General features: G+C 71.9%; 32 protein-coding genes and 1 pseudogene. 22 read left to right on the forward strand and 11 right to left on the reverse strand.

Features of this window, described 5'->3' with window-relative positions; genetic code table 11:
- From OIE51_RS11925 to OIE51_RS11940, 4 genes are all read right to left on the reverse strand, one after another.
- Window positions 1-717, reverse strand: a complete 717-nt coding sequence (locus OIE51_RS11925) for a response regulator transcription factor (RefSeq protein ID WP_326597588.1) — start codon at window positions 715-717, stop codon at window positions 1-3.
- Between the two features lie 15 nt (window positions 718-732).
- Window positions 733-1,701, reverse strand: a complete 969-nt coding sequence (locus OIE51_RS11930) for a S1C family serine protease (RefSeq protein WP_326597590.1) — start codon at window positions 1,699-1,701, stop codon at window positions 733-735.
- A gap of 96 nt (window positions 1,702-1,797) precedes the next feature.
- Window positions 1,798-2,823 (reverse strand): LacI family DNA-binding transcriptional regulator, encoded by a 1,026-nt coding sequence (locus tag OIE51_RS11935; protein WP_326597592.1) that lies wholly within the window; start codon window positions 2,821-2,823, stop codon window positions 1,798-1,800.
- A 109-nt stretch (window positions 2,824-2,932) separates the two neighbouring features.
- Window positions 2,933-3,691, reverse strand: coding sequence for a winged helix-turn-helix transcriptional regulator (locus OIE51_RS11940; RefSeq protein ID WP_326597594.1), 759 nt, complete (start codon window positions 3,689-3,691; stop codon window positions 2,933-2,935).
- Between the two features lie 269 nt (window positions 3,692-3,960).
- On the opposite strand from OIE51_RS11940, the gene OIE51_RS11945 reads away from it, so the two are divergent.
- From OIE51_RS11945 to OIE51_RS11965, 6 genes are all read left to right on the forward strand, one after another.
- Window positions 3,961-4,227, forward strand: a complete 267-nt coding sequence (locus OIE51_RS11945) for a MoaD/ThiS family protein (RefSeq protein WP_326597596.1) — start codon at window positions 3,961-3,963, stop codon at window positions 4,225-4,227.
- Window positions 4,224-5,012 carry a hypothetical protein gene (locus tag OIE51_RS11950; RefSeq protein WP_326597597.1) on the forward strand — a complete coding sequence of 263 codons (789 nt, stop codon included), beginning with the start codon at window positions 4,224-4,226 and terminating at the stop codon, window positions 5,010-5,012. Before OIE51_RS11945 ends, OIE51_RS11950 begins: the two co-directional genes overlap by 4 nt.
- A 126-nt stretch (window positions 5,013-5,138) precedes the next feature.
- Window positions 5,139-5,861, forward strand: a complete 723-nt coding sequence (locus OIE51_RS11955) for an LmeA family phospholipid-binding protein (RefSeq protein ID WP_326597598.1) — start codon at window positions 5,139-5,141, stop codon at window positions 5,859-5,861.
- A gap of 101 nt (window positions 5,862-5,962) precedes the next feature.
- Window positions 5,963-6,064 carry a putative leader peptide gene (locus OIE51_RS26940; RefSeq protein WP_407702178.1) on the forward strand — a complete coding sequence of 34 codons (102 nt, stop codon included), beginning with the start codon at window positions 5,963-5,965 and terminating at the stop codon, window positions 6,062-6,064.
- A 118-nt stretch (window positions 6,065-6,182) separates the two neighbouring features.
- Window positions 6,183-7,022 (forward strand): sulfurtransferase, encoded by an 840-nt coding sequence (locus OIE51_RS11960; RefSeq protein ID WP_326597600.1) that lies wholly within the window; start codon window positions 6,183-6,185, stop codon window positions 7,020-7,022.
- A 32-nt stretch (window positions 7,023-7,054) separates the two neighbouring features.
- Window positions 7,055-7,342 (forward strand): DUF1416 domain-containing protein, encoded by a 288-nt coding sequence (locus tag OIE51_RS11965; RefSeq protein ID WP_326597601.1) that lies wholly within the window; start codon window positions 7,055-7,057, stop codon window positions 7,340-7,342.
- A 135-nt stretch (window positions 7,343-7,477) separates the two neighbouring features.
- On the opposite strand, the gene OIE51_RS11970 is transcribed toward OIE51_RS11965, so the two are convergent.
- Window positions 7,478-7,840, reverse strand: coding sequence for a DsrE family protein (locus tag OIE51_RS11970; RefSeq protein WP_326597602.1), 363 nt, complete (start codon window positions 7,838-7,840; stop codon window positions 7,478-7,480).
- A 406-nt stretch (window positions 7,841-8,246) separates the two neighbouring features.
- Here OIE51_RS11970 and OIE51_RS11975 point away from each other — a divergent pair, with 406 nt between their 5' ends.
- The gene (locus OIE51_RS11975) at window positions 8,247-8,825 is read left to right on the forward strand and encodes an FABP family protein (RefSeq protein ID WP_326597604.1); all 579 of its coding nucleotides are present in this window, start codon (window positions 8,247-8,249) and stop codon (window positions 8,823-8,825) included.
- Between the two features lie 67 nt (window positions 8,826-8,892).
- Here the strand turns inward: OIE51_RS11975 and OIE51_RS11980 are convergent, their stop codons facing one another.
- Entirely contained in the window at window positions 8,893-9,648 is a 756-nt protein-coding gene (locus OIE51_RS11980; protein WP_326597606.1) for an SDR family oxidoreductase, read from the reverse strand.
- 180 nt (window positions 9,649-9,828) lie between these two features.
- On the opposite strand from OIE51_RS11980, the gene OIE51_RS11985 reads away from it, so the two are divergent.
- A complete protein-coding gene (locus OIE51_RS11985; protein ID WP_326597607.1) occupies window positions 9,829-10,287 on the forward strand; it encodes a Fur family transcriptional regulator in 459 nt (152 codons plus the stop codon).
- Window positions 10,288-10,297: 10 nt separating this feature from the next.
- Complete coding sequence (gene ygfZ / locus OIE51_RS11990; protein WP_326597608.1) at window positions 10,298-11,272, forward strand: CAF17-like 4Fe-4S cluster assembly/insertion protein YgfZ; 975 nt, start codon at window positions 10,298-10,300, stop codon at window positions 11,270-11,272.
- A 78-nt stretch (window positions 11,273-11,350) separates the two neighbouring features.
- On the opposite strand, the gene dtd is transcribed toward ygfZ, so the two are convergent.
- Window positions 11,351-11,776 carry a D-aminoacyl-tRNA deacylase gene (gene dtd / locus OIE51_RS11995; protein ID WP_326600608.1) on the reverse strand — a complete coding sequence of 142 codons (426 nt, stop codon included), beginning with the start codon at window positions 11,774-11,776 and terminating at the stop codon, window positions 11,351-11,353.
- A 153-nt stretch (window positions 11,777-11,929) separates the two neighbouring features.
- Between dtd and OIE51_RS12000 the strand changes: the two genes are divergently transcribed.
- The 3 genes from OIE51_RS12000 to OIE51_RS12010 are packed head-to-tail and all read left to right on the forward strand — an operon-like array spanning window position 11,930 to window position 14,711.
- Window positions 11,930-12,454: an RsiG family protein gene (locus OIE51_RS12000; protein WP_326597609.1), complete on the forward strand. Its 525-nt coding sequence runs from the start codon at window positions 11,930-11,932 to the stop codon at window positions 12,452-12,454.
- Between the two features lie 37 nt (window positions 12,455-12,491).
- The gene (locus OIE51_RS12005) at window positions 12,492-13,406 is read left to right on the forward strand and encodes an asparaginase (protein WP_326597610.1); all 915 of its coding nucleotides are present in this window, start codon (window positions 12,492-12,494) and stop codon (window positions 13,404-13,406) included.
- 57 nt (window positions 13,407-13,463) lie between these two features.
- Window positions 13,464-14,711 carry a GNAT family N-acetyltransferase gene (locus OIE51_RS12010; protein ID WP_326597612.1) on the forward strand — a complete coding sequence of 416 codons (1,248 nt, stop codon included), beginning with the start codon at window positions 13,464-13,466 and terminating at the stop codon, window positions 14,709-14,711.
- 52 nt (window positions 14,712-14,763) lie between these two features.
- Here the strand turns inward: OIE51_RS12010 and OIE51_RS12015 are convergent, their stop codons facing one another.
- A complete protein-coding gene (locus OIE51_RS12015; protein ID WP_326597613.1) occupies window positions 14,764-14,949 on the reverse strand; it encodes a hypothetical protein in 186 nt (61 codons plus the stop codon).
- Between the two features lie 153 nt (window positions 14,950-15,102).
- Between OIE51_RS12015 and OIE51_RS12020 the strand changes: the two genes are divergently transcribed.
- The 3 genes from OIE51_RS12020 to OIE51_RS12030 all read left to right on the forward strand — a co-directional run bounded on the left by OIE51_RS12020 (window position 15,103) and on the right by OIE51_RS12030 (window position 17,951).
- Window positions 15,103-15,969 carry a winged helix-turn-helix domain-containing protein gene (locus OIE51_RS12020; RefSeq protein ID WP_326597614.1) on the forward strand — a complete coding sequence of 289 codons (867 nt, stop codon included), beginning with the start codon at window positions 15,103-15,105 and terminating at the stop codon, window positions 15,967-15,969.
- Window positions 15,970-16,662 (forward strand): HAD family hydrolase, encoded by a 693-nt coding sequence (locus tag OIE51_RS12025; RefSeq protein ID WP_326597615.1) that lies wholly within the window; start codon window positions 15,970-15,972, stop codon window positions 16,660-16,662. It abuts the gene before it with no gap.
- Between the two features lie 128 nt (window positions 16,663-16,790).
- Window positions 16,791-17,951: an aminoglycoside phosphotransferase family protein gene (locus tag OIE51_RS12030; protein ID WP_326597617.1), complete on the forward strand. Its 1,161-nt coding sequence runs from the start codon at window positions 16,791-16,793 to the stop codon at window positions 17,949-17,951.
- On the opposite strand, the pseudogene OIE51_RS12035 reads toward OIE51_RS12030, so the two are convergent.
- Window positions 17,842-18,193, reverse strand: a pseudogene (locus OIE51_RS12035) (MMPL family transporter); the annotation flags it as partial. The gene OIE51_RS12030 and the pseudogene OIE51_RS12035 sit on opposite strands and share 110 nt — an antisense overlap.
- A 400-nt stretch (window positions 18,194-18,593) precedes the next feature.
- Between OIE51_RS12035 and OIE51_RS12040 the strand changes: the two are divergent.
- Window positions 18,594-19,010, forward strand: a complete 417-nt coding sequence (locus tag OIE51_RS12040; RefSeq protein ID WP_326597619.1) for an ankyrin repeat domain-containing protein — start codon at window positions 18,594-18,596, stop codon at window positions 19,008-19,010.
- A gap of 42 nt (window positions 19,011-19,052) precedes the next feature.
- Here the strand turns inward: OIE51_RS12040 and OIE51_RS12045 are convergent, their stop codons facing one another.
- Complete coding sequence (locus OIE51_RS12045; protein WP_326597620.1) at window positions 19,053-19,178, reverse strand: hypothetical protein; 126 nt, start codon at window positions 19,176-19,178, stop codon at window positions 19,053-19,055.
- Window positions 19,179-19,428: 250 nt separating this feature from the next.
- The gene (locus tag OIE51_RS12050; protein WP_326597622.1) at window positions 19,429-21,039 is read right to left on the reverse strand and encodes an MDR family MFS transporter; all 1,611 of its coding nucleotides are present in this window, start codon (window positions 21,037-21,039) and stop codon (window positions 19,429-19,431) included.
- Window positions 21,040-21,152: 113 nt separating this feature from the next.
- On the opposite strand from OIE51_RS12050, the gene OIE51_RS12055 reads away from it, so the two are divergent.
- From OIE51_RS12055 to OIE51_RS12080, 6 genes are all read left to right on the forward strand, one after another.
- Entirely contained in the window at window positions 21,153-21,734 is a 582-nt protein-coding gene (locus OIE51_RS12055) for a TetR/AcrR family transcriptional regulator (protein ID WP_326597623.1), read from the forward strand.
- A 267-nt stretch (window positions 21,735-22,001) separates the two neighbouring features.
- Complete coding sequence (locus OIE51_RS12060; RefSeq protein WP_326597625.1) at window positions 22,002-23,825, forward strand: FAD-dependent monooxygenase; 1,824 nt, start codon at window positions 22,002-22,004, stop codon at window positions 23,823-23,825.
- A gap of 76 nt (window positions 23,826-23,901) precedes the next feature.
- Window positions 23,902-24,303 carry a helix-turn-helix domain-containing protein gene (locus OIE51_RS12065; RefSeq protein WP_326597627.1) on the forward strand — a complete coding sequence of 134 codons (402 nt, stop codon included), beginning with the start codon at window positions 23,902-23,904 and terminating at the stop codon, window positions 24,301-24,303.
- 1 nt (window position 24,304) lies between these two features.
- A complete protein-coding gene (locus OIE51_RS12070) occupies window positions 24,305-24,805 on the forward strand; it encodes a hypothetical protein (RefSeq protein ID WP_326597629.1) in 501 nt (166 codons plus the stop codon).
- Window positions 24,806-24,897: 92 nt separating this feature from the next.
- On the forward strand, window positions 24,898-25,242 hold the full coding sequence (locus OIE51_RS12075; RefSeq protein ID WP_326597630.1) for a DUF2516 family protein: 345 nt from the start codon (window positions 24,898-24,900) through the stop codon (window positions 25,240-25,242).
- Between the two features lie 97 nt (window positions 25,243-25,339).
- On the forward strand, window positions 25,340-25,960 hold the full coding sequence (locus tag OIE51_RS12080; protein ID WP_326597632.1) for a DUF47 domain-containing protein: 621 nt from the start codon (window positions 25,340-25,342) through the stop codon (window positions 25,958-25,960).
- Window positions 25,961-25,966: the final 6 nt, after the last annotated feature.

A 25,966-nucleotide genomic window follows, 5' to 3' on the forward strand; every position in this document is an offset into this window, starting at 1 on the left:
TCAGCCCCTCAGGACGTAGCCGACACCCCGGACCGTGTGCACCAGGCGCGGCTCTCCCCCGGCCTCGGTCTTGCGGCGCAGATACATGACGTAGACATCCAGGGAGTTGGAGGAGGGCTCGTAGTCGAAGCCCCAGACGGCGTGCAGGATCTGCTCGCGGGTGAGAACCTGCCTCGGGTGGGCCAGGAGCAGCTCCAGCAGGGTGAACTCGGTCCTGGTCAGCTCGATCTCCCGGGCTCCGCGCGTCACCTCGCGGGTGGCCGGGTTCATCCGCAGGTCCGCGAAGGACAGCGTCCGCTCGCGTCCCCCCTCACCCCCGGCGTCCTGGCCGGCGCCCCCGGTGTACGAGCCGCGCCGCAGCAGCGCCCGGAGGCGGGCCAGCAGCTCGTCCAGCTCGAACGGCTTCACCAGGTAGTCGTCGGCACCGGCGTCGAGCCCGGTGACGCGGTCGCCGACCGTGTCACGCGCGGTGAGCATGAGGATGGGCACCCGGTCGCCGAGCGCGCGCACCCGGCGGGCCGTGGTGAGCCCGTCCATACGCGGCATGAGGACATCGAGGACGACGGCGTCGGGTGCGTAGGTCTCCAGCTTGGCCAGCGCCTCGAAGCCGTCCACCGCGGTCTCCGTGACGTATCCCTCGAAGGCGAGGCTGCGCTGGAGCGCCTCCCGCACGGCTGGCTCGTCGTCCACGATCAGCACCCGGGCACCGTCACTCATGCCGCCAGTCTCGCATCAGGCACCACGGCCGGAGCCCGATCCCGACTCCATGGAGCTCAGCACGTCCCGCACCGTGTTGACGGGGATGGCGAAGCCGAGACCGGCGCTGCCGGAGTCGCCCGAGGTGCTGTACATGGCGGAGTTGACGCCGATGATCTCGCCCGCCATGTTGACCAGGGCGCCGCCGGAGTTGCCCGGATTGAGCGAGGCGTCGGTCTGGATGGCCTCGTAGGTGGTGGTGGAGGAGCCGACGTCGCCGTTGTACTGACCGCCGCCGTACTCGAACGGCCACTCGTTCCAGCCCTGCTGCCCGCCGCCCGCGTTCCCCTCGTCCTTGGCGACCGTCACCTCGCGGTCGAGCGCCGAGACGATGCCGCTGGTGACCGTGCCGGTCAGGCCCTCGGGAGAGCCGATGGCGACGACCTGGTCACCCACCGAGACGTCGTCCGAGTCGCCGAGGGTGGCCGCGGTCAGGCCGCTGACGTCCTCCGCCCGGAGCACGGCGAGGTCGGTGTCGGGGTCCGTGCCGGTGACCGTGGCCCGCGCGGTGCCGCCGTCGTGGAAGGTGACCTCGACGGTGCCGGCGCCGGAGACCACGTGGTTGTTGGTGAGGATCTCGCCGTCCTCGGAGAGGATCACGCCGGAGCCCGTCGCGGTGCCGGTGGAGATCTCGACCACGCTGGGGCCGACGGCGGCGGCGACCGCCGCCACGGTCCCCCCACCCGCCGCGATCCGGTCGGCGACGGTCGTCCCGGACACGCCGGAAGCGGCGGCGTCCGTGGCGGTGGTGCCGTCGAGGAGCGCCGCGGTCCCTCCGCCGACCGCGGCGGCGACGATGGCGACCGCCGCGAGCAGGGCCACCGGCCCACGCGCCCGCCGACCCCGGTGCCCCGTCCCGGCGGGCGCGGACGCGAACGCGGAGGAGGGCGCGGGCTGGTACGGCGGCCGTGGCGGGAACGTCGGAAACGTCTGCTGTTCGCTCATGCCCCCGACTCTGGGCCGGGAAAATGAGAGGACTCTGAGCCGCGGCTCAGAGTTCTCTCCGAAAATCGCCCGGTCCCCGCGGGACCGGGCGGGGCCTCAGTCGGCCGGGTCGCAGCCGCAGGAGCGGCGGATGCGCAGGGCCACCGTGAACTGCCGCAGCCGGTCCCCCGGCCCCTGCTCCGGGTCGTCTACGGCCAGATCGACCGCCGCGCGGGCCATCGCCTCCCGGTCCGATCCGACCGTGGTCAGCGGCGGATCGGTCAGCGCCGCCTCCTTCACGTCGTCGAAGCCCGCGACCGCCAGCTCGCCCGGCACGTCGAGCCGCAGCTCTCGCGCCGCCCGCAGCACGCCGATGGCCTGGTCGTCCGTCGCGCAGACCAGGGCCGGCGGCCGGTCGGGCCCGGCCAGCAGGTCCAGCGCGATGCGATAGGCGTCATACCGGTTGTACGGGGCCTTGAACAGCCGGCCCTCGGTGCTCAGCCCGGCCTCCGCCATGGCCCGCCGCCAGCCGGTGACGTGGTCGGTCACCGGGTCGCCGGACTCCGGCGTGGAGTCCACGCCGCCGAGACAGGCGACATACGGCTGCCCGTGGTCCACCAGGAGATGCCGGGTGAGCTGCTGGGCGCCGCCGATGTCGTCCAGGACCACGGCCACGTCGTCGATCGCGTCGGGCCGCCGGTGCAGCAGCACGACCCGCGCGTCCCAGGCGTCGATCTCGGCGGCGGCGTGCTCGCTGGGGCCCTGGCTGATGAGGATCAGCCCGGAGACCCGCATCCCGAGGAACGCCCGCAGATAGTGGACCTCGCGCTCGTCCAGATAGTCCGAGTTCCCCACCAGGACCATCTTCCCGCGCTCGGCGGCGGCCTGCTCGACCGCGTGCGCCATCTCCGCGAAGAACGGCTGCCTGGCGTCCGGCACGATCAGACCAATCAGGTCCGTCCGCTGGGAGGCCATCGCCTGCGCCACCCGGTCCGGGCGGTACCCCAGCTCCTTGATCGCGGCCAGCACCCGCTCGCGTGTACTGGCGGCCACCGGACGCGGCCCATTGTTGATGACATAGCTCACAACGGCGGTCGAGGTACCCGCCAGTCGTGCCACGTCGTCCCGCGTCACCTTGGCCACAGGGCGTAGTCTACGCGCGCCACCGCCCTGTGGGATACGGGGTCCGTATCCCACAGGGCGGTGGCCCGGCGCACGCTTGTCCCGGCCCGGCACTCGGGCCGCTCACCGCTCAGTTGCGGCGGGCAGCGGCCTCCTTGACGACCTGCTCCGCCTCGCGCGTGACGGCGCGGGCGTGCTCGTCGTCGGCGGCCTTCTCCTTCTCCGGCACCACGAAGCGGTAGCCGACGTTGCGCACGGTGCCGATCAGCGCCTCGTGCTCGGGGCCGAGCTTGGCGCGCAGGCGCCGGACGTGGACGTCCACGGTCCGGGTGCCGCCGAAGTAGTCGTAGCCCCAGACCTCCTGGAGCAGCTGGGCACGGGTGAAGACGCGGCCCGGGTGCTGCGCCAGGTACTTCAGCAGCTCGAACTCCTTGAAGGTCAGGTCCAGGACCCGGCCCTTGAGCTTGGCGCTGTAGGTGGCCTCGTCGACCGACAGGTCGCCGTTGCGGATCTCCATCGGGCTGTCGTCCGTGGAGAGCTGCTGGCGGCCGGTGGCCAGCCGGAGCCTGGCCTCGACCTCGGCCGGGCCCGCGGTGTCGAGCACCACGTCGTCCACGCCCCAGTCGGCGGTGACGGCGGCGAGACCGCCCTCGGTCACGATGAGCACCAGCGGACAGCCGGGGCCGGTGGAGCGCAGGAGCTGGCAGAGCGAACGGACCTGCGGCAGGTCCTTGCGGCCGTCGATGAGGATCACGTCCGCGCTGGGGGCGTCCACCAGGGCCGGGCCCTCGGCGGGCGCCACCCGGACGTTGTGGAGCAGCAGCTCCAGAGCGGGCAGCACTTGCGAGGACGGCTGGAGGGCGTTGGTCAGGAGAAGCAGCGAACTCATAGGGGGCGTTCCTTCCTCAGTCCTGGCGGGGACGATTCGAGCGGCTCTGCCCAGAAAGCACGAAAGGACCCGGGGTGGCTTCAGTGCCCGGATCCTTACTTGGGGAGCAGCATAGCCGAAACAATTCACATTGCGTACCTACCGGAATCACCCACCTGTCCGGCTCCGGGTGGGCCGGACGTGTATCCAGTCCCGATCAGGCGTCATCATGGGTCGGCACGGGAAACGGGCGGTGGATCGGGGAAGCCCCGGAGGAACGGAGCACGGCGATGCCGAGCGGCACGATCCGTTACTGGGCCGCGGCGAAAGCCGCCGCCGGTACGGCGGAGGAAACATACGAGGCCACGACGCTCGCCGGAGCGCTGGCCGCCGCGCGGGCCCGTCACGGCGACCGGCCGGACTTCGCGCGGGTGCTGACACGCTGCTCGTTCCTCGTGAACGGTGAGCAGGTCGGCGCCCGGGGCCACGACAGCGTCCCGCTCGCCGAGGGCGGCACGATCGAGGTGCTCCCCCCTTTCGCGGGAGGCGCCCGATGAGTGTGCGCACCAGCGAGGAGCCGCAGCCGGCCCGGGCCCGCCACCGGGCGCGCTCGCCCATCATCGCGCCGGGGATCCAGCCCGCCGCGCTGACCGTCGCGCTGGCCGCGCTGCTCGCCGCGACCGCGCCGCTGGGCCAGGCCGCGGCACTGCCCACCGTGGCGGTGCTCCAGGCGGTGACGGCGGCCGGCTGGTTCCGGCTGAACGGGATGTGGCCCGCCAGGCAGGGCATCGCGCTCGCCTTCGCGGGTGGCCTGACGGCCGACGCGGCGGTGCTGATCGCCGGCGCGGACCGGGCGACCGAGGCGATGCTCGGCGTGCTGGGCGTGTGGTTCCTGCTGGTGGTGGTGCTCCAGCTGCGGCACCGGGGCTCGGCGGACGAGCGGCTCGACTCGCTGACCGCGACGGCCGCCGCCACGCTGCTCACCGGGCTGGCCACCGGCCACCTGGCCGCCGTGGACATCTCGGCGGCGGCGGTCGCGGTGACGGCCGCGGCGGCGGGCGCGGCCACGCTCTTCCGGGCGCTCCCGGGGCCGGGCGCGGTCACCGCCGTGCTCGCGCTGGCCGCCGCGGCGGCGGCCGGGGCCGCGGGCACCCGGCTGAGCGACCTGGGCACGGCGGACGCGCTGGCGTTCGCCGCGGCCGGGGGCCTGGCGGCGCTGATCGGACTGCGGGTGGCCAGCTACGACTTCCCGTCCCGCTTCGTGCACTTCACGGCGGGTGTCGCCCTGCCGCTGACCGCCGCCGCGCCGGCCTGCTACGCGCTGACCCGGGCGCTGCTGTAGCCGCCGGGCGGGTGACGCCGCCTGTGTAACGGCCGTGCTGCAAGCGCCGCCCCAGCCGCCGTGGCGGCGTACCCGCGGGTTACGCTCGCGGCGTTTTGTGAACCACACCCTGGGGGAAACGGGCCGATGCGCGCACTGCGGATAAGTCTGATCGTTTTCGGCGCGCTGCTGGTGCTCGCCCTGATCGCCGACCGGATCGCGCTGTTCATCGCCCAGGGCGAGGTCGCCTCGCAGGCCAGGGAGACCCTGGAGCTGTCCTCGGAGCCGGACGTTTCCATCAAGGGCTTCCCCTTCCTGACCCAGGTGCTGGGCAGCCACCTGGACCGGGTGGACCTCGGCCTCGACGGCTACGAGGCGCTGGTGGACGACCAGATGCTGACTCTTGAGGAGCTGGACGTCCGGCTGGAGGATGTCGAGCTGGGCAGCGGGTACTCCAGCGCGGTCGCCGAACGGGCCGGCGGCGAGGGGCTGATCTCCTGGGAGGAGCTGACCCGGGCGTACGGCGAGCTGCTGGCTGTCAGCGGCAACGGCTTCGGTGTCGAGTTCGGCTACGCGGAGGACGGGCGGCTGCTGCTGACCCTTCAGGCGAGCGTGCTCGGCCAGAGCCTGGACGTGGGCGAGGTGACCGGCGACATCGTGCTGGAGAACGGCAGCATCCGGCTGGAGGTCGCGGACGAGGACATCCCGGACACCGGCGGCCCCGAGGTGCAGGCGGCGATCCGTGAACAGCTCGACATCGAGCGGGAGATCGCGGGTCTGCCCGACGGCCTGTCGCTCGACTCGCTGGAGCCCACCGAGGACGGCCTCGCGCTCACCATCACCGGCAGCGACGTGGACATCACCGGGTGACCCGGTCCCCGTGGACCTCTCATCCCACATCGCAGTCAATATTGTCTCAGCATCCGGAACAGCGGTGACATGACCGCCGCCGCCTCCGTACGATCGCGGGCATGACGCGACAGGCCACGGGTACCCCCGCCGGGGGACTGACGAAGCGACGGGCGGTTGATCTGTGCCGCGTCGCCGCCATGCTCTGTCGCCGCGTCGGCTGACGACCACGCCCTCATCCCGCGCGGCACCGCCGCGCCGCCGCCCGCTCAAGGCGGCGCGTACGTCTGCACCCCGGTACGCATCACCCTTCCCTGCCCGATCGCCGAAGGAGACCAACGCATGAGCCGCAGTGACGTCCTGGTGGACGCCGACTGGGTCCAGGACCACATCGACGACTCCGATGTCGTGATCGTGGAAGTGGACGAGGACACGTCCGCCTACGAGAAGAACCACATCCGCAACGCCATCCGCATCGACTGGAAGAAGGAGCTCCAGGACCCGGTCCGCCGCGACTTCGTGGACCAGGCCGGTTTCGAGGCGCTCCTGTCCGCCAAGGGTGTCGGCAACGACGACACCGTCGTGCTCTACGGCGGCAACAACAACTGGTTCGCGGCCTACGCCTACTGGTACTTCAAGCTCTACGGCCACGGCGACGTCCGGCTGCTGGACGGCGGGCGCAAGAAGTGGGAGCTGGACGCCCGCGAGCTGGTCGAGGAGGTGTCGCCGCGCGCCGCCACGACGTACCGCGCCAAGGAGCAGGACGCCTCCATCCGCGCCTTCCGCGACGAGGTCGTGGCCGCCATCGGCGCCCAGAACCTGGTGGACGTCCGCTCCCCCGACGAGTTCAGCGGCAAGCTGCTGGCCCCCGCCCACCTGCCGCAGGAGCAGTCGCAGGTGGCCGGGCACATCCCCAGCGCCCGCAACATCCCCTGGTCGAAGTCGGCGAACGACGACGGCACCTTCCGTTCCGACGAGGAGCTGACGGAGCTGTACCAGGAGGAGGGCGTGGACCTGGGCAAGGACACCATCGCCTACTGCCGCATCGGTGAGCGTTCCGCCCACACCTGGTTCGTGCTGCACGAGCTGCTCGGTGTGCCGAACGTCAAGAACTACGACGGCTCCTGGACCGAGTACGGCTCGCTGGTCGGTGTGCCGGTCGAGACCGGCCCGGCCAAGTAACACGAGCCACGTGACACGAGAGGGAAGAGCGCATGTGCGGAGCGAAGCCCGGCGGCCCCGACGCCGCGGGAATCAAGCCCGGTGAGACGACCATCCAGGGTTCGGTCACCCGGGACGGCGAGCCGGTGACCGGCTACGTCCGGCTGCTGGACAGCACCGGTGAGTTCACCGCCGAGGTCCCCACCTCGGCGACCGGCCAGTTCCGGTTCTACGCGGCCGAGGGGACCTGGACCGTGCGTGCGCTCGTCCCCGGTGGCACGGCGGACCGCGAGGTCGTCGCCCAGCAGGGCGGGCTGACCGAGGTCACCATCGCCGTCTGAGGTGTACGGAAGGCGGCGCCACCCGGTCGACTCGTCCGGGTGGCGCCGCCTCTTCGTGCCCCGTTCCGCTGCCGCGCACGTGCTTCCGTGAGATGCCGGCGGATCCCCGTGTCCCCGATGGACCCGCCGACGCTGTCAGTAGACGAGCGCGCGCACGCCGTCGGGCATGATCTCGCTCACGAAGACCTGAGCCCCGGCGATCCGCACCCCGTCGATCACGTCCTTCTCGTCGATCCCCCGGCGGGCGGCACACTGTGTGCACAGCGTGACAAGCCCCCCGGCCTGGATACCGTCGATCAGGTCAGGCAACGGCGCCGCGTGCGGCAGCTGGAACTCCGCCGCGCGCCCGGGAAGCGCGAACCACGCGGATTCCCCGGTCAGCCACAGCGACACCTCCACCCCGCTGGCGGCGGCCACCGCCGCCACCGTGAACGCCTGCGAGCACCGCTCGGGAGCGTCCGCCCCCGCCGTCACCTTGATCACCAGCTTCTGAGCCATGGCGCCACCGTAGTCGTGAGATCTACGGCGCTAACGAGTCGTGCCACACGTGGCGCAAACCCAATCCCCGCGTGGTCCTTGATGCATGGCTCCACCGCAGTTCGGACAACTCATGATCACACCCTTTCCACGCGCTTAGACGCAAGAGCGACCAATCGCGTTCAGCCGCAGTGATCACAAAACGGTCAAGGCCGCACTCATGCCGCGTGCCCGTGCGACCCACCCACTGAGATTCCCCCAGACGCGAGGACTAGACTCGGACACGGTCGTTATTCACATTCGAAGGGCAAGGAGCACCCCCGTGCTGGAGGCTTTCTTCATCACCTTGATGGTCGCGGTGGGCGTCGGCAGCGCCGCCTTCGCCGCCCTTGTCGTGATGAGGCTCTACCAGGGCCAGCGCTGATCCATGATCGAGATCCCCACCGACCTCCCCCCGGACCTCGTCCCACTGGTCTTCCTGCTGGGCACCTGGCAGGGCGCGGGCGTCGCCGCCCTCGACCAGTTCGGGGACCCCGGTCAGGAAGCGTGCAATTTCGGTCAGGAGGTGTCTTTCTCGCACGACGGCCGTGACTTCCTCGAATACGCCTCGCACACCTGGCGGCTGGACCCCGAGGGGAACCGGCTGGAGCCGCTGGAGTCCGAGCACGGCTTCTGGCGGATCAAGCCGGACCGGCAGGTCGAGGTCACGATGATCCGCGACCAGGGCGTCGCGGAGATCTGGTACGGCGAGCTGGCCGAGGCCAAGCCCCAGATCGACCTGGTCACGGACGCGGTCGCCCGCACCCAGGGCTCCCCGGCCTACTCGGGCGGCAAACGGCTGTACGGCTATGTGAACGGCGACCTGATGTGGGTCGGTGAGAAGGCCACCCCCGATATCGCGCTGCGCCCGTACATGTCGGCGCACCTGAAGAAGTCCGTGAACCCGAAGGAGTGGGTCGCGGATCTGAAGAACCTGCCGGACGACGGCATCGCGTTCTTCCGCTGAGCCCGAAGTGGCCACCCGCTTCTCATGATGGGGGCGTCCCCCGGCATGGCGTGACGTCCGGAGTGGATCACGGAGTGCGCAGGGCGCCGCCGTCCACCGGGATGACCGTGCCGGTGACGTAGCCGGCGGCCGGGGAGAGGAGGAACGCGGCGGTGCGGCCGAACTCGTCGGGCTCGCCGTAGCGGCCGAGCGGGATCGACTCCAGAGCGCGGCGGCGGGCCTCGGCGTCGGCCGTCGCGTCCAGGTCCCGCATCCGGTCGGTCGAGATCCGGCCCGGCATCAGGCCGAAGACCCGGATGCCGCGCGGGCCGAACTCGTCGGCCATGTCCTTGGCCACCATGGCGAGGCCCGGCCGCAGCCCGTTGGAGATGCCGAGGCCCGGGATCGGGGAGCGCGCCGAGGTGGACAGGACCATGGCGACCGCGCCGCCCGCCGCCAGTCGGCCGACGACCGTGCGGGCGGCCCGTACGGCGCCGAGGAAGACGTACTCGAATGCCGTGCGCCACTGCTCGTCACCGACCTCCGCCGCCGTCCCCGGGGGCGGTCCGCCCACCGAGATCAGCGCGCCGTCCAGCCGCCCGAAGCCGCGCAGCGCCGTGTCCACCAGCCGCGCCGCCGTCTCCTGGTCGCCGAGGTGCGCCACCAGGCCGAGGGCCTTGCCGGCGCCGCCGAGGCGTTCGACGGCGGCGGCGACGTTCCGTTCGTCGCGCGAGGACACCACCACGCGGGCGCCGTCGGCCACCAGCGCCGCGGCCGTCGCGAAGCCCAGGCCCTTGCTGCCGCCGGTCACGACGTAGACCCGATCCGCCAGTCCTAGATCCATCCCACCGTCCCTTCCAGACACGGGCACTCTACGGCGGTCCCGCGCGCGGCTGGCGCCGACGGTGGCACTTACGGCGGTTTGACGTCGGGACCGGGAGGATGGTGTTCGCCTCCTCGCACGGACCCCGCCGGATCCCCTCGGGCGGGGTCCGTGCCCTTGGGTGCTCCTACACTGGGCGGTGTGGTGAGCACCGACTGGCAGAGCGATCTGCGCAAGCGCGGCTACCGGCTGACGCCGCAGCGGCAGCTTGTGCTCGAAGCTGTCGAAAAGCTGGAGCACTCCACGCCGGAGGAGATCCTCAGCGAGGTCCGCCGCACCGCCGGCGGCGTCAACATCTCGACGGTCTACCGCACGCTGGAGCTCCTGGAGGAGCTGGGCCTGGTGTCGCACGCGCACCTGGGCCACGGCGCGCCCACGTACCACCTGGCGGAGCGCCACCGGCATCTGCACCTGATGTGCCGGGACTGCGAGCGGGTCGTCGAGGCGGACATGGAGGTGGCCGGCCCGTTCGCGGAGCGGCTGCGCGAGACCTTCGGCTTCGACACCGACCTGCGGCACTTCGCGATCTTCGGGCGCTGCGAGGAGTGCACGGCCCGCCTGACCGAGCGGGCCGGTAAGCGCCCGGCGGAGGAGTCGTAGGCTTGACGGCATGACGCCGTACGCGAGTCCGCTGCTCTCCCTGCCCGGTGCCGTGCCCGCCGAAGAGCCGGACGCCGGGGTCGCCGCGCACTACGGGGACCTCTTCAAGGAACAACGGACGCTGGCCCGGGGCGAGGGCCTGGTCGATCTGTCGCACCGCGACGTGGTGACCGTCTCCGGCCCCGACCGGCTGACCTGGCTGCATCTGCTGCTCACCCAGCACGTGGCCGACCTGGAGCCGGGCCGGGCCACGGAGTCGCTGATCCTCTCCGCCAAGGGCCACATCGAGCACGCGCTGTACCTGGTGGACGACGGCGCGACCACCTGGTTCCACACCGAGCCGGGCGCCGCGCCCGCGCTGCTCGCCTATCTGGAGAGCATGAAGTTCTTCTACCGGGTGGAGGCCGCCGACCGCACCGCCGAGTTCGCCGTCGTGTATCTGCCGGCCGGCTCGATCGCCGAGATCACGGATGGCCCGGTGGTGCGCGAGACGCCGTACGGGCGCGACGTGTTCGTGCCGCGCGACGGCCTGGCCGCGTTCGCCGCCGAGCACGGCCCGGCGGTCGGTGTGCTGGCGTACGAGGCGCTGCGTGTGGAGGCGCGCCGGCCCCGGCTGGGCCGGGAGACCGACCACCGGACGATCCCGCACGAGCTGGGCTGGCTGGAGACGGCGGTGCACCTGCGGAAGGGCTGCTACCGGGGCCAGGAGACGGTGGCCCGGGTGCAGAACCTGGGCCGGCCGCCACGCCGCCTGGTCTTCCTGCACCTGGACGGCAGCGAGGTGAAGCTGCCGGAGCACGGCGATCCGGTGCGGCTGGCGGCGGACGGCGCCGAGGGCCGGGAGCTGGGCTTCGTCACAACGGCGGCCCGGCACCACGAGTTGGGGCCGATCGCGCTGGCGCTGGTGAAGCGGAACGTGCCGGCGGACGCCGGGCTGCTGGCCGGGAACACCCCGGCCGCGCAGGAGACGGTGGTCGAGCCGTGACCGTGGCCGACGCCGTCGCCGTCGCCGTAGCCGTGGATGACGCCCGTCGCCGACGCCGTCACCGTGGATGACGCCGGGTCAGACATCGAGCAGGATGGTGAACGGGCCGTCGTTGGTCAGCGAGACGCGCATGTCCGCGCCGAACCGGCCCGTTTCGACGTGCGCGCCGAGGGCCCGCAGCCGCGCGCAGACCGTTTCGACGAGCGGCTCGGCGATCCCGCCGGGCGCGGCGGCGTTCCACGTGGGGCGACGGCCCTTCCTGGCATCACCGTAGAGAGTGAACTGCGAAACGATAAGCAGTGGGGCTCCCACGTCGGAGCAGGACTTCTCACCATCCAGAACCCGCAGCGTCCACAGCTTGCGGGCCAGCCGGTCGGCGGTCTCCTCCGTATCCTCGTGTGTGGCTCCCACCAGCACACACAGCCCCTGGCCCACGATCTCACCGACGGTTTCGCCATCCACGGTGACGGCCGCGCCGTCGACCCGCTGTACCACAGCTCGCATGAGGGCCATCATGCCGGAACGTTCCTGTTCGGCGCGGAGGAGCCGGATGGGTGCCCCGGCGCTGCGCATGGCGGGTACACAGTGACACGATGCGGGCTACGGGGTATGTACCGCGCTACCGGACCGAAACGGGGACGAGGGGACTAAAAGCGGATGATCACACCGGGTCCCGATACGCGCAGCACCCCCTGGGAGGTCGCGCGGCCGGAGCTCACGGCGCTGGGCCTGCCGCAGGTGCGGGAGCTGCGCCGCGCGGCGATCCGCGAGGAGGCCGATCTCAGCTTCGTGCGGCGGCTGTTGCAGGGGCGAATCGACATTCTGGAGGCGGAGCGGCGGCGGCGGATCGCGCAGGAGTCGGGGCTGCTCGACCAACTGCCGAGCATTCTGACGGACGAGCCGTCGCGCCAGCGGTCCTCGGCCCGCCATGTGACGCTCGGGCTGCCGGCGAGTCAGGAGTACCAGCGGCTGGCCGAGGAGATGCTGGACGAGGTCTCGCTGTCCGACCTGACGGCGCTGAGCGACGACGAGTTGCACGACGCGCTGGGCCGGCTGGCGCGCTGGGAGGCGCAGGTCTCCCGGCGGCGGCAGTCCCTGCACCGGACGACGGACGCCTGCGGCGCGGAGATCGCCCGCAGGTACCGTGTGGGAGAGGCACAGGTGGACGACCTGCTGTCCTGACGCACCACCGCACCACCGCACCACCGAGAGGCCCGCCATGACCACGTCCCCCGTGCTCGCCGAAGTCGTCCGGTCCGGATTCGTGGAGGGCAGGCACCACGGCACGCTGGTGATCCTGGCCCCGGACGGCACGGTGGAACGGGCGCTCGGTGACGTGGCCGCGCCGGTCTTCCCGCGCTCCAGCAACAAGCCGATGCAGGCGGCCGGGATGCTGCGCGCCGGCCTGGACCTGGCCGGCGAACGGCTGGCCCTCGCGGCGGCCAGCCACGCCGGGGAGGACTTCCACCGGGACCTGGTGTCCACGCTGCTGGCCGAGCACGGCCTGACCGAGGCGGCGCTGCGCTGCCCGGAGGACCTGCCCGGCTACGGCGAGGGGCCGGGGCCGCGCGGCCGGACGGCGATGAACTGTTCGGGCAAGCACGCGGCGATGCTGGCCGCGTGCGTGACCCGGGGCTGGCCGACGGAAACCTATCTCGCCCCCGACCACCCGTTGCAGCGGCTGATCCGCGAGACGGTGGAGACGGCGACCGGCGAGCCGGTGGCCCATGTGGCGGTGGACGGCTGCGGCGCACCGCTGTTCGCGCTGTCCCTGACCGGCCTGGCGCGGGCGTTCCGCGCCTGTGTGCTGGCCGACCCCGGCACCCCCGGGCGCCGCGTCGCCGACGCGATGCGGGCCCACCCCGAGTACGTCGCGGGCACCGGCCGGACGGACACGCTGCTGATGCGCGCGGTCCCCGGGCTGCTGTCGAAGGCGGGCGCGGAGGGCGTCCAGGCGGTGGCCCTCGCGGACGGCCGGGCGATAGCGCTGAAGATAGAGGACGGCCACGCCCGGGCCCGGGGCCCGGTCCTGGCCGCCGCGCTGGCCTCCCTGGGCGTGGACGCCTCGGCGATCCCGCCGTCCCCGGTCCTCGGCGGCGGCCGGGAGGTCGGCGAGGTCCGCGCGGTCCTGTGACCGGACGGCGGGGAAATTCCTTGGCCCGGGTCCCGAGGGGGGACGTAGCCTCGGCGCATGGCCCTGAGCACCCGCTTCGTCGTCGACAGCGCCGCCGATACCGATACCTGGATCCGGGCGGTCCACACCGGATTCCTCAGCCCTCCCGCCCTCACCCAGGAGAGCCTGGACGAGCGGCGGGCCAGGCAGGACTTCCGGCGGGCGCGGGGCGTCTTCGACGGGGACCGCTGCGTGGCCACCTTCCGCAGCTTCGATCAGCGGCTCACCGTCGTGGGCGGGGCCACCGTAGCCGCCAACGCCGTATCGGCGGTCACCGTCACCGCCACCCACCGGCGGCGCGGGCTGCTCAGCGGGCTGATGGCCACCGACCTCGCCGAGGCCAAGGAGCGCGGCGACGCCGTGGCGACGCTGGTCGCCGCCGAGTATCCGATCTACGGGCGGTTCGGGTTCGGGCCGGCCACCATGGTCACCACCTGGCACGTCGACGGCGCGCGCACCGGTCTCGATCCGCGCTGGGCGCTGCCCGAGAGCGAGGGCACACTCGCCTTCGTCGACGGCGCCGAAGTGCGCGAGGCCGGGCCCGGGGTGCACGAGCGGTTCCGGCTCGGGCAGGCGGGGGCGATCGACCGCAATCCGCTGTTCTGGGAGCGGGCCACCGGAGAAGCGCGGTTCGACATAACGCCGTGGCAGGAGCCGTTCCACGTGCTGTACCGCGACGCCGACGGTGTGCCGCAGGGGCTGGTGACCTTCTCGGTGGACGACCGCTGGGACGCGGGCCGACCGGCGAACACCGCGTCCGTCCGCGATCTGTTCGCCACCTCACCGGCCGTCGAGGCCACGCTGTGGCGGTTCCTGCTGTCCCTGGACTGGGTGATGACGGTGGACACCGGACGGACCGGCCCCGACTCCCCGCTCACGCTCCTGCTGCCGGACGCCAGGGCCGCCGTCGTTCACCAGCACGCGGACTTCCTCTGGCTGCGCCCGCTGGACATCCCCCGGATGCTGGCCGCCCGCCGCTACGCGGCCGAGGGCGAGCTGGTGTTCGACGTGCGCGATCCGCTGGGTCTGGCCGGGGGCCGTTTCCTGCTCGACGCCTCACCGCAGGGGGCGAGTTGCGCGCCGACCGGCCGCGAGCCCGATCTCACGCTCGACACCGGAGCGCTCTCCCGGATGTATCTCGGTGACAGCTCCGCCGCGCGGCTGGCGACGTCCGGGTGGATCGGGGAGGAGACGACGGGAGCGGTGGCCCGTGCGGATCTGCTGTTCCGCACGGGCCACCGCCCTTGGTGCCCCGACATCTTCTGATTCTCAGATCTGATCCCATGGCGGAAACCAGCGGTCACCGACCGGAAACGGCTCAGAGGCCGCCGACCAGCAGCGTCACCAGCACCGTGGTGCCGACGCACGCGCAGGTGTAGTTCCGCTTCCACAGGCCCGTCCGCAGGATCAGCAGGCCGACCAGGCCCGGCAGCCCGAACTGGATCTCTACCGCCCGCTCAACCGCGATGCCGAAGGCAGCCACGGTAATCGTGGATACGAGCATGACTCCTCCTTACATCACGTCAACTTCACTGAAGTCTTGGAAAGTTGGCCAAGTTGTCAACCAACTATATTCTCCTTGTCCCCAGTTGGCGGCAGCCGGGAAACGTCTTCATATCAACGTTCCGCATCTGGCCGAAAGTTGTAGGGTGTGTCCGTGAGTGAGGAGATCACCCCGGACAGCGAGCCCCCCCACCCAACAGGTGACCTGCTCTCTTCGGACCACATCGCCGACGTCCTGCGTGACCGCATACGCTCGGGCGAGCTTCCGATGCACGCGAAGCTGCCCACCCAGCGCGCCCTGGTGGAGGAGTTCGGCGTCAACCGGACCATCGTCCGGCAGGCGCTGGGAATTCTGGAGCGCGAGGGCTACGTCAGCACCCGGGGACGCGGCGCTCCGGCCCTGGTCAGCGCGCCGACGGCGGACACGCCCCGCCCGGCCGGCGTCGAGGTCGCCGACCGCATCGCCGTCGCGTTCCAGGCCGCCGACGTCTCCATCGACGCCTTCTGCCTCACCACCGAGACGCTCAACTCGGCGCTGGCCGCCCCACTGATCGCCATCTCGGCGGGCGAACTGGCCCCCGTCTCCATCTCCGTCCGGGTCCTCCTGCCCAGCCCGGACGCCCCGCTGGCCTACCCCCGCCTGGTCTCCGACCCGGACGACCGCCGCCCGCGGGCCCGGCTGCGCCAGCTCACCCGGACGTTTTCGACCTCTTTGCGCCACCAGCTCACCTCATTGGCCGAGATGCGGCTGGTCCCGAAGGTCAGCGTGGAGATCCGCAGCGTCCCCATCACCCCCGTGCAGAAGCTCTATCTGCTCAACGGCACCGAGGTGCTCACCGCGTACTACCAGGTCGTTCCCCGCGTGGTGGAGTTCGAGCGGGAGCAGCTGGAGATCTACGACGTGCTCGGGCTGAGCTCCAAGGTCTTCCGTTCGTCCTCGGACACCGCCTTTGTTGAAGAGTCACACCTGTGGTTCGAGTCCCTCTGGTCAACGCTGGCCCAACCGCTCACACTCGGTTAGATGAGGGAACTCATCGGTAACGCCAGCTGTGTTCTCTTCGACTTCGACGGCCCCGTATGCCATCTCTTCGCCGTCAGGTCCGCTGAGTCCATCGCGCACCGGCTGCGCGACCTGGCGGCGGAGCTGTCGATATCGACCCTGCTGACCGCCGAGTTACGCACCTCGCCCGACCCACATCAGGTGCTGCGCGGCATCGCCCGGCGCCGGCCGGGAGCGGCGGTCCTGCAGCGGCTGGAGGCCACGCTGACCGGCGAGGAGGTGTCGGCCGCGGCCACGGCCCACCCGACGCCGTACGCCGCCGCGTTGATCGCGGCCCTGTCCACGCGGGGCCGGCAGGTCGCCATCGCCACCAACAACTCGCCGCTGGCCGCCGAGACATACCTGCGCCGGCACAAGCTGTCCGGCTACGTGGGCGGCCGGGTCCACGGCAGGACCGGCGACGTCGCGCTGCTCAAACCGCACCCCGACTCGTTGCTGCGCGCCCTGGCCTCGACCCGGACGCCCGCGCACCGCGCGCTGATGATCGGGGACAGCGTCGCCGACCTGGCGGCGGCGACGGCGGCCCGCGTGCCGTTCATCGGCTACGCGCCCGAGGACTCGGCGGCGGATCAGCTCTCCGACGCGGGCGCGTCGTATGTCGTGCGCTCCCTCGAACAGGTGCTCACGGCGCTCATCGCCCCCTCCTTCGGGTGAGACCTGCCCCATCGGGCCATCGGCAGCGCCCCCCGTGCGGCGTACCGTGCTGTCACTCGGAACCAACCGCGACCAATCGCGACCAACCACGACCAACCCGACCGACCCGCTGCCGGAAGGCCACCACCATGAGCCAACCGCTGCCCGCTCTGCGCGGGCACCACCGCATCTGGCAGGTCCTGCGCGCGGAGGGGGAGCTGGCGTCCCTGGGACGGCTGAAGGTCGGCCGTCCACGGCCCGGAGCACACCGCTTCGACCCGCGCTGTTTCGACAACGAGGAAGACCTCCTCATCGAACTCGCCCTGCTGGGCGTGGAACGGATCGCCCCGGTGTACCGCGTCGGTCCCGGGGACATACGGGTGCACGGCTACATCGAGGGCGAGCCGCTGTCCGTGCCCCGGCCGCCGGGCACCGCGCTCACCGACTCCGAACTCGACGAGCTCACCGCGATGTTCGGGCGCCTGGCCACCGTGTCCCCGGCCGCGCTGGCCCTGATGCACCGCTGCCCGGTGGGCCTGCGGCCCCGCACCGGCCGGGACTTCCTGCGCGGCCTGGTCCGTTTCACCCGCCGCCGCGTGTACGCCGTGCACCGCCCGGCCCTGGGCGGGCTGTTCGCCGCGCTGCGGGTCGACCCGGCGGTGCTGGCCCCGACCGGACCGCTGGCCAGGGAGGCCGCGCTGCTGACGGACCGGCCCTTCTGCCTGCTCCATGCCGACCTGCACCGCGACAACCTCATCGTGGCCGAGTCCGACGGCGGGCTGTGCGTGATCGACTGGGAGCTGGCGCTGATCGGGGACCCGGTCTACGACCTGGCCACCCACCTGCACCTGATGCGGTACCCGCCCGAGCAGGAACGCGAGGTGCTGGCCCGGTGGGCCCGGGCGGTGGACGAGTCCCTGCCAGGGGCGGCGGCCGGGCTATCGCGCGACCTGCCGCGCTATCTGGCGTACAAGCGCGTCCAGTCGGTGTTCACCGACGTCATCCGGCAGGCGTACCAGGTGCGTTCGACGCCGTCCGCCGAGCTGCCCGCGCAACTGGCCCGTACCGGCGAGGTGGTGAGCACCGTGCTGGGACGGGCCGCGCACGTGCTCGGGCTGCGCCGGGTGCCCGGCCCGCGTGCTGTCGAGGCCGTCTACGCGGCGTTCAGCGCCGCGCCGATTCCCGCGACGCGGGCGCGGAGTGCCGCTCCGGCTCCACCTTCGGCAGCACCCTCGCCAGCGGCGCCGGCAGCCACCAGGCGCGCGGGCCCATCAGCCGCATTGCCGCGGGGGCGATCAGGCGGCGGATGACGACCGCGGCCGCGAAGACGGCCACCGCCATGCCGAAGCCGAACTGCTGGAGCGTCCGCTCCGGGCTGAGCGTGAAGGCGGCGAAGACCACGATCACGGTGGCGCCCGCCGCGGTGATCACCGAGCCGGTGTGGGCCACCCCCTCGCGGACCGCCAGGACGTGGTCCCGGGTCCGCTCCCCCTCCTCGTGGGCGCGAGGCCAGGAAGATCCCGTAGTCCAAGGAGAGCCCGATGACGAGGGCGACCAGCGTCATCACGCAGGGTCGTGTCGTCCGCGATGGTGCAGGCGTGCGAGGCGAGCACGGTGACGCCGAGCGTGGGACCGCGATCGTCATCGGGGCCACCGGCACGGGCCCCCGGTCCCGCGGGCCGAGGACCGTCCAGCCCGCCCCGACCGGGGCCCAGCCCAGCGCGAGGGCCGCGGGCCGGTGTCCACGTCGCGGAGCGGAAGCGACGCGATGTCACCGAGCACGACGGCATCGGGCGGCGGCATCGCGCGATCCACCCGGAATGCCCGCCGGATTGAGGGAACCAGGGGAGCGGGAGTACGTAGGCTGGGGTCCACCCGATCCACCCGATCCACCCCCGCTCTCAGACAGCTTCGTCCGCTACGAAAACCTCTCTCCCCAGGAGGACGTCCCCATGACCGGCCCGGAACCGGAGACCAACGAGCCCGCGCACGATCCAGAGGTGCTCCAGCTCGCGGCGAAGATCTTCGATCTGGCCCGGCAGGGAGACACCGCGACCGTCGCCGCCTACGTCGACGCGGGCGTGCCGCCGAACCTCAGCAACGACAAGGGCGACACGCTGCTGATGCTCGCCGCCTACCACGGGCACGCGGACACCGTCCGGGTGCTGCTCGAACGCGGCGGCGACCCCCGGCGGGGCAACGACAAGGGCCAGACCCCCATCGCCGGGGCGGTGTTCAAGGGCGCGATCGACGTGGTCCGCACCCTCCTCGCGGCGGGTGCGGACCCGGCGGCCGGGCAGCCGTCGGCGATCGACACGGCCCGGATGTTCGGCCGGACCGAGCTGCTCGACCTCTTCGGCGCCGACTGACGAGGGACTCGACCGCCGCCGCCACGGTCTCCTGAAGCTCCGTCACCCCGTGCTCCGGTCCTCGCCCGGGGCCTCCGGGTAGACCTCGCGCGCCATCCCGAGGGAGCGGTAGCCGTTGGTCTCGGTCCAGCGGGCGATGGTCCGGAGGCTGGACAGGATGGGGTCCATGGAGCCGCGGCGGACCGGGTGGGGACGGTGGCGGCGACCTGTTCGGCCCAGGTGTTCCAGGCGGACGACCTGGTGGGCGGTCCCCCGCCGTCGCTGCCGAGCTCAACAGCCGCCCACGCACAACGCTCGGCTGGGACACACCAGCCGAGCGTCTCGCCGAAGTCCTCACCGAAGCCAGTTGATCACCAGTGGTGCGATGATCCCTGGAACCTGAGCCGGATGTGGCGGGGCCTTCGGTGTGGGGTGCCGCTCAGGCGGCGCCGGCCGGGACCGGGCGGTCTTCCGTCGACGGGCGGGGGCCGTCCTCGGGCTTCCGCTCCGAGGGGCCGCCGCGCAGCGGGACCTCGTGGACGAACCAGGACGCGGCGAAGGCCAGGATCGCGATGAGGCCGCCGAGGAGGAACGCCGCGTGGGTGCCGGAGGCGACCGCGTGCTGGTACATCTCGCGGGCCGCCGTGGGCAGCGCGGCCAGGCTCTCGGCGTCGAGCTGGGCCGACCCGGCGGTGGCGGACGAGCCGCCGCGCCGGGACATCTCGTCCTGGACCCGGCTGGTGAAGACCGCGCCCATGATCGCGACGCCGAACGAGCTGCCGAGCGTGCGGGAAAGGGTGGCGGTCGAGGAGGCGACGCCCATGTCCTTCATCTCCACGCTGTTCTGAGCGACCAGCATGGTGATCTGGAGCAGGAAGCCGAGCCCGGCGCCGAGCACGGCCATGGCGAGGCCCGCGGTGAGCCGCGAGGTGCCGGTGTCCATCAGGGAGAGCAGCAGGAGGCCGACGACCACCAGCGCGCTGCCCACGATGGGGAAGACCCGGTAGCGGCCGGTGCGGGTGGTGGCCCGGCCCACGAGCAGGGAGACGCCCATCATGGCCAGCAGCATCGGCATCAGCAGGAGCCCCGAGTTGGTGGCCGAGGCGCCCTGGACGGCCTGCTGGAACAGCGGCAGGTAGAGGATCGCCCCGAACATCACGAAGCCGCTGATGAAGCCGATGACGGCCATCAGCGTGAAGTTGCGGTTCCGGAAGATGTGCAGCGGCATGACCGGCTCGGCGGCCCGCGTCTCGACGCGCAGGAACGCGGCCAGGGCGGCGACGCCCACGACGGTCAGGCCGATGATGCGGGCGGAGCCCCAGGCGTACTCGGTGCCGCCCCAGGTGGTGACGAGGACGATGGCGGTGATGCCGAGGGTGAGCAGCGCGGCGCCGAGGTAGTCGATGCGGCCGACGGCCCGCTTCTTCGGCAGGTGCAGCACCATGGTGACCATGACGAGGGCGACGGCGCCGAGCGGCAGGTTGATGTAGAAGGTCCAGCGCCAGCCGAGGTGGTCGGTGATGACGCCGCCAACGGCCGGGCCGCCGATCATGGCCAGGGCCATCACGCCCGCGATCATGCCCTGGTACCGGCCGCGTTCGCGCGGGGGTATGAGGTCGCCGATGATCGCCATGGTGCCGACCATCAGACCGCCGGCCCCCAGGCCCTGGACGACGCGGAAGCCGATGAGCTCGCCCATGTTCTGGGCGAGGCCGGAGAGCGCGGAGCCGACGAGGAAGATGACGATCGCGGTGAGGAAGGCGCCTTTCCGGCCGTACATGTCGCCGATCTTGCCCCAGATGGGGGTGGAGGCGGCGGTGGCGAGCGTATAGGCGGTGACCACCCAGGACAGGTGTTCCACGCCGCCGAGGTCGCCGACGATGGTGGGCATCGCCGTGCCGATGATCATGTTGTCCAGCATGGCGAGCATGATCGAGATCAGCAGCGCCATCAGGACGACGCGGACGCTGCGCGCGGGCGGCTCGGCGGCCGGGGCGGCGGCCGGGGCGGTCGCCGCCCCGCCCGTGGTGTCGGTGGTGCTCTCGGACACGTTTTCCCCGCTTCCCCGGCTTACTTGCCGCCCGGCTAGTTGACATACTCTGGAGACGCTAGAACGGTCACTAGCCGGTCGTCAAGTAAGTAGGTAGGGAGCCCGGGAGCACGATGAACAGCACGAGGCAGACTCGGCGGTCGGACACCCGCCAGCGCATCCAGGACGTCGCCCTGGAGCTGTTCGCCGAGCAGGGCTACGAGAAGACGTCGCTCCGCGAGATCGCGGAGCGGCTCGACGTCACCAAGGCGGCGCTGTACTACCACTTCCGGACCAAGGAGGACATCCTCACCGGCCTGGTGGAGGACCTGACGCGGCCGATGGAGGAGCTGGTCGCGTGGGCGCGCGAGCAGCCGCCCACCCTGGAGACCCGGCGCGAGGTGCTGCGCCGTTACAGCGAGGCGCTGCGCGGGGCGGGGCCGTTGTTCCGTTTCCTGCAGGAGAACCAGGCGGCGCTGCGCGAGCTGAGCATCGGGGAGGGCATCAAGAAGCGTCTGATGGTGATGGGCGACCTGATGGTGCCGGAGAAGGCGTCACTGACCGACCGGATGCGCTGCGTCAGCGCGCTGTTCACGATGCACATGGGCATGCACGGGATGCGGCACGTCGACGCCACCCCGGAGGAGAAGCGGCTGGCCGCGCTGGAGGTCGCCATCGAGCTGGTGGAACGGGCCCACGCCGGGGACCGGACGTGATCGTCCGGCTGGACGGCGCGTTCAGCGCGGTCAAGACCAGCACGGCGGGGCCGAGCTCGTCGGGGCGAACTCATCGGGGCCGAGGCCACCGGCTGACCGGGCGGCGCCAAACCCTTTGGTCAAAGATTCATCTTCACAGGTGATTTTATCGGTTTGTCTCGTGAGGAAAGTCGGCTCCCCGCCACCCGCTGGGAAGACATGGGACGCCGCAGCCCGGCGCTCTTCCCGCTGCCCTCGCCCCCACCGAAGACCCGCCCAGGGAGCCCCATGAACGACACCGGCGTCACCGTTCCCGACGTGCCCGTCCTCGTCGTCGGCGGCGGCGTCGCGGGGCTGACCGCCTCGATGCTGCTGAGCCTGATGGGCACCCGGTCCCTGCTGATCAGCGCCGCGCCCTCGACCTCGGACCTGCCCAAGGCCCATGTCCTCAACCAGCGCACCATGGAGATCCTGCGCGATGTCGGCCTCGCCGACGCCGTCTACGCCGCCTCGACGCCGGCCGAGCAGATGGCCTACTCCGGCTGGTACGTCGGCCTGGCCGGTGACGGCGCCGACTACGGACGCCGGGTCGCCGTCATGGAGTCCTGGGGCGCGGGCGGCCGTTCGCCGGAGTGGCTGGCGGCCAGCCCGGAGCGGCAGGCCAACCTCCCCCAGATCCGCCTGGAGCCCCGGCTGCGGGCCCGGGCCGAGGCCCTGGCGCCGGGCATGGTCCGCTTCCACCACGAGCTGACCGCGTTCACGCAGGACCCCGACGGCGTCACCGCGACCATCACCGACCGCGATACCGGCACCGCGTACCGGGTCCGCGCGCGGTACCTGCTGGGCTGCGACGGCGGCCGGACGGTCGGACCGGCCCTCGGCGTCCGGCTGGAGGGGATGCGGGACGTGGCGCGCATGGTCTCGTTCCACCTCTCCGCCGACCTGTCCCGCTGGGCCGGGGACCCGGAGGTGCTGATCCGCTGGCTCGGGCTGCCCGACCTCGGCGCGGGCGGCGTGCTGGTGCCGATGGGGCCCGAGCGGTGGGGGCCGGAGTCGGAGGAGTGGGTGTTCCATCTCCACTACGGACCGGATGACGTCCGCGCCCTCGACGACGAGGCGGTGCTCTCCGATCTGCGCACCGCGCTCGGGCTGGACGCCGCCGAGCTGACCGTTCACCGGATCTCCCGCTGGTCGCTGGAGGGCGTGCTGGCGGACCGGTTCCGCGTCGGCCGCGTCTTCCTGGCAGGCGACGCCGCGCACCGCCACGCGCCGACCGGCGGCCTCGGCCTGACGTCCGCGACGCACGACGCGCAGAATCTCACCTGGAAGCTCGCCGCCGTGCTCGGCGGCCACGCCGGGGAGGGGCTGCTCGACAGCTACGAACGCGAGCGCCGCCCGATAGACGCCGCCACCGTCCGGCGTTCCCTGGAGAACGCCCTCAACCAGCTCGCGATAACGGCGCAGTTCGGCCTGCGGCCCGGCGCCCCGCCCGAGGAGAACTGGCGACGGGCCCGCCGCCTGTGGAGCGGCGACCCGGCCGACGCGGAGCTCCGGCGGGCGTTCCGGCGGACCGTCGCCGCGCAGTCGATGGAGTTCAACGAGCTGGGCGTCGAGTTCGGCTACACCTACGGCTCCTGCGGCGCCGTCCTCCCCGACGGCACGCCCCCGCCGGAGAACCCCGACCCGGTCCGCCTCTACCAGCCCGCCGCCCGGCCCGGCCATCCGCTGCCGCACGCGTGGCTGGAGGACGAGGACGGCGAACGGCTGCCGTTGGCCCGGCTGATACGGCCCGGCCGTTTCCTGCTCGTCGCCGGAGAGGACGGGGGCGCGTGGTGCGAGGCGGCGGCGGAGATCGCCGCCGCGACGTCGCTGCCGCTGGACGCCGTGCGGATCGGGCATCTGGACGGGGACTACCGGGACGTGCGCTCCACCTGGACCCGCTGGCGCGGCCACGGCCCGGCGGGAGCGGTGCTGGTGCGTCCGGACCGTTTCATCGCCTGGCGCTCGGCCACCGGGGCCGACGCCCCGGCCGAGGTGCTGGCGGACGCGCTGGAGGCGCTGCTGGCGCGGCACGCCGAACGCCCCGGTCGGGCGGTGACCGGGGCGCGCTGAAACGGGTGTGCGGGAGCACGGGGGCGCTTGCAAGCGTTCGCTTGCAATAGTTAGCGGTGTCGGGCACGCTGGGGGCATGGCCTCACTCGGTGTCGGAAACCTCGGGGAGTTCCTCCGGGAGCAGCGTCGGCAGGCGCGGTTGTCGTTGCGTCAGCTCGCCGATGCCGCCGGGGTGTCGAATCCGTATCTCAGCCAGATCGAGCGCGGGCTGCGCAAGCCCAGCGCGGAGATCCTCCAGCAGATCGCCAAGGGACTGCGGATCTCCGCCGAGACGCTCTACGTGCAGGCCGGGATTCTGGACGAGCGCGCGCAGGAGGGCGACGGCCGGACGACCGGGACCGGGACCGGGACCGGGACCGGGGCCGGGGTGCGGGAGGCGGTGCTCGCCGATCCGTATCTCACCGAGCAGCAGAAGCAGGCGCTGCTCCAGATCTACAGCTCATTCCGCAAAGAGAACAGCCCACCGGGAGGGGACTGACATGGCTTTCACCAATGACCTCCGCAAGACACTGACCAACGCGACCCCGCTCTACGTCGCCGCCGGCACCGCCGATCTCGCGGCGCAGAAGCTCCGCGAGCTGCCCGCGACCATCGACCGGCTGCGGGCCGAGGCGCCCGAGCGGCTGCCCAAGCTGCGCGAGCAGGCGCAGAACGTGGCGCTCCAGGGCGTCGGCATGGCCCTGGAGTACGCCGTGAAGGCGCGCGAGACGTACGACGGGCTGGCCGAGCGCGGCAAGACCGTCGTGGAGCGGCGCCGCACCGACGCCGAGCCCGAGCCGGGCGCGGAGGCGGCGGCGGAGACCGAGGTCACCGTCGAGCGGGTGCCGTTCACCGAGCCGGTGACCGAGCCCGTCACGGAGCCGGTCGGCGAGCCCGTCACGGAGCCCGTCGCCGAGTCGGCTTCGGACTCCAAGCCGCGCGCCCGCAAGACCCCGGGACCCCGCAAGGCCGCGCCGAAGAAGAGCTCGCCGGAGGCGTGAGCTCCACCGGGCGGGGGCCGGGCATTACGCACCCGGCCCCCCGGCCGGTAGCGTGGGAGACGACAGTCGGAGAATGGACGGTGGTGTAGCGCATGCTGTTGGAAGGCTATAGCTGGGTCGTTTTCGGAATCTCCGTGGCGCTGGTGTCCCTGAGCCTCTACGCATTCGCGCACGCCGCGCTCCAGCGCGAGGACGCCTTCCGCGCCGTGGACAAGCAGACGAAGCCGTTCTGGCTGCTCATCCTGGGGTTGAGCGTGATCGTCCAGTTTCTGCCGCTCGGCCCCTTCGGGTTCATGCTGGTGCTCGCGGGCATCGTCGCCACGATCGTCTACTTGGTGGACGTCCGGCCGGCCCTCCGGTCGATCTCCGGCGGCGGCCGGGGCGGCGGCCGGAGCAGCAGCGACGGGCCCTACGGGCCGTACAACGGCAACCGGTGAGCGAGCGCCCGTCCCCCCGCGCAGAGGGTTAGCCGTGGCCGGATTCTGCGCTTAGCATCAACGGGGACACCCGCTGATGAACGCCAGAGGACCGCCAGTGCGCTTTCGCCTGACACCACGGGAGACGAGCTTCTACGAACTGTTCGCCACCGCCGCCGACAACGTTCTCAGCGGCTCGAAGCTGCTGCTGGAGCTCCTCGGAGCCGACCCCGCTACGCGCGTCGAGATCGCCGACCGGATGCGGGCCGCGGAGCACGCGGGTGACGACGCGACGCACGCGATCTTCCACCAGCTGAACTCCGCCTTCGTCACCCCCTTCGACCGCGAGGACATCTACCGCCTCGCCGCCCGCCTCGACGACATCATGGACTTCATGGAGGAGGCGGTCGACCTCGTCGTGCTGTACGAGATCGACGAGCTGCCCAAGGGTGTCGACCAGCAGATCGAGGTGCTGGCCCGGGCCGCCGAGCTGACCGCCGAGGCCATGCCGCACCTGCGCACGATGCGGAACCTCAACGAGTACTGGATCGAGGTGAATCGCCTGGAGAACCAGGCGGACCAGATCCACCGCAAGCTCCTGGCGCACCTGTTCAGCGGCAGCTACGAGGCCATCGAGGTCATGAAGCTGAAGCAGATCGTGGACGTGCTGGAGGAGGCGGCCGACGCCTTCGAGTCGGTGGCCAACACGGTCGAGACGATCGTGGTCAAGGAGACCTGAGACCCC

It is taken from the genome of Streptomyces sp. NBC_01803, from assembly GCF_035917415.1.
Lineage (GTDB): Bacteria > Actinomycetota > Actinomycetes > Streptomycetales > Streptomycetaceae > Streptomyces.

Coding starts and splice junctions, on each gene's coding strand:
- OIE51_RS11975 (WP_326597604.1), top strand. CDS start 8,247: ATGATCGAGATCCCCACCGACCTCCCCCCGGACCTCGTCCCACTGGTC.
- OIE51_RS11980 (WP_326597606.1), bottom strand. CDS start 9,648: ATGGATCTAGGACTGGCGGATCGGGTCTACGTCGTGACCGGCGGCAGC.
- OIE51_RS11925 (WP_326597588.1), bottom strand. CDS start 717: ATGAGTGACGGTGCCCGGGTGCTGATCGTGGACGACGAGCCAGCCGTG.
- OIE51_RS12025 (WP_326597615.1), top strand. CDS start 15,970: ATGAGGGAACTCATCGGTAACGCCAGCTGTGTTCTCTTCGACTTCGAC.
- OIE51_RS12005 (WP_326597610.1), top strand. CDS start 12,492: ATGACCACGTCCCCCGTGCTCGCCGAAGTCGTCCGGTCCGGATTCGTG.
- OIE51_RS11945 (WP_326597596.1), top strand. CDS start 3,961: ATGCCGAGCGGCACGATCCGTTACTGGGCCGCGGCGAAAGCCGCCGCC.
- OIE51_RS12065 (WP_326597627.1), top strand. CDS start 23,902: ATGGCCTCACTCGGTGTCGGAAACCTCGGGGAGTTCCTCCGGGAGCAG.
- OIE51_RS12015 (WP_326597613.1), bottom strand. CDS start 14,949: ATGCTCGTATCCACGATTACCGTGGCTGCCTTCGGCATCGCGGTTGAG.
- OIE51_RS11970 (WP_326597602.1), bottom strand. CDS start 7,840: ATGGCTCAGAAGCTGGTGATCAAGGTGACGGCGGGGGCGGACGCTCCC.
- OIE51_RS12060 (WP_326597625.1), top strand. CDS start 22,002: ATGAACGACACCGGCGTCACCGTTCCCGACGTGCCCGTCCTCGTCGTC.
- OIE51_RS11960 (WP_326597600.1), top strand. CDS start 6,183: ATGAGCCGCAGTGACGTCCTGGTGGACGCCGACTGGGTCCAGGACCAC.
- ygfZ (WP_326597608.1), top strand. CDS start 10,298: ATGACGCCGTACGCGAGTCCGCTGCTCTCCCTGCCCGGTGCCGTGCCC.
- OIE51_RS12055 (WP_326597623.1), top strand. CDS start 21,153: ATGAACAGCACGAGGCAGACTCGGCGGTCGGACACCCGCCAGCGCATC.
- OIE51_RS11930 (WP_326597590.1), bottom strand. CDS start 1,701: ATGAGCGAACAGCAGACGTTTCCGACGTTCCCGCCACGGCCGCCGTAC.
- OIE51_RS11965 (WP_326597601.1), top strand. CDS start 7,055: ATGTGCGGAGCGAAGCCCGGCGGCCCCGACGCCGCGGGAATCAAGCCC.
- OIE51_RS12070 (WP_326597629.1), top strand. CDS start 24,305: ATGGCTTTCACCAATGACCTCCGCAAGACACTGACCAACGCGACCCCG.
- OIE51_RS12040 (WP_326597619.1), top strand. CDS start 18,594: ATGACCGGCCCGGAACCGGAGACCAACGAGCCCGCGCACGATCCAGAG.
- OIE51_RS26940 (WP_407702178.1), top strand. CDS start 5,963: ATGACGCGACAGGCCACGGGTACCCCCGCCGGGGGACTGACGAAGCGA.
- OIE51_RS12010 (WP_326597612.1), top strand. CDS start 13,464: ATGGCCCTGAGCACCCGCTTCGTCGTCGACAGCGCCGCCGATACCGAT.
- OIE51_RS12075 (WP_326597630.1), top strand. CDS start 24,898: ATGCTGTTGGAAGGCTATAGCTGGGTCGTTTTCGGAATCTCCGTGGCG.
- OIE51_RS11940 (WP_326597594.1), bottom strand. CDS start 3,691: ATGAGTTCGCTGCTTCTCCTGACCAACGCCCTCCAGCCGTCCTCGCAA.
- OIE51_RS11950 (WP_326597597.1), top strand. CDS start 4,224: ATGAGTGTGCGCACCAGCGAGGAGCCGCAGCCGGCCCGGGCCCGCCAC.
- OIE51_RS12000 (WP_326597609.1), top strand. CDS start 11,930: ATGATCACACCGGGTCCCGATACGCGCAGCACCCCCTGGGAGGTCGCG.
- OIE51_RS12045 (WP_326597620.1), bottom strand. CDS start 19,178: ATGGACCCCATCCTGTCCAGCCTCCGGACCATCGCCCGCTGGACCGAG.
- dtd (WP_326600608.1), bottom strand. CDS start 11,776: ATGCGAGCTGTGGTACAGCGGGTCGACGGCGCGGCCGTCACCGTGGAT.
- OIE51_RS12030 (WP_326597617.1), top strand. CDS start 16,791: ATGAGCCAACCGCTGCCCGCTCTGCGCGGGCACCACCGCATCTGGCAG.
- OIE51_RS11955 (WP_326597598.1), top strand. CDS start 5,139: ATGCGCGCACTGCGGATAAGTCTGATCGTTTTCGGCGCGCTGCTGGTG.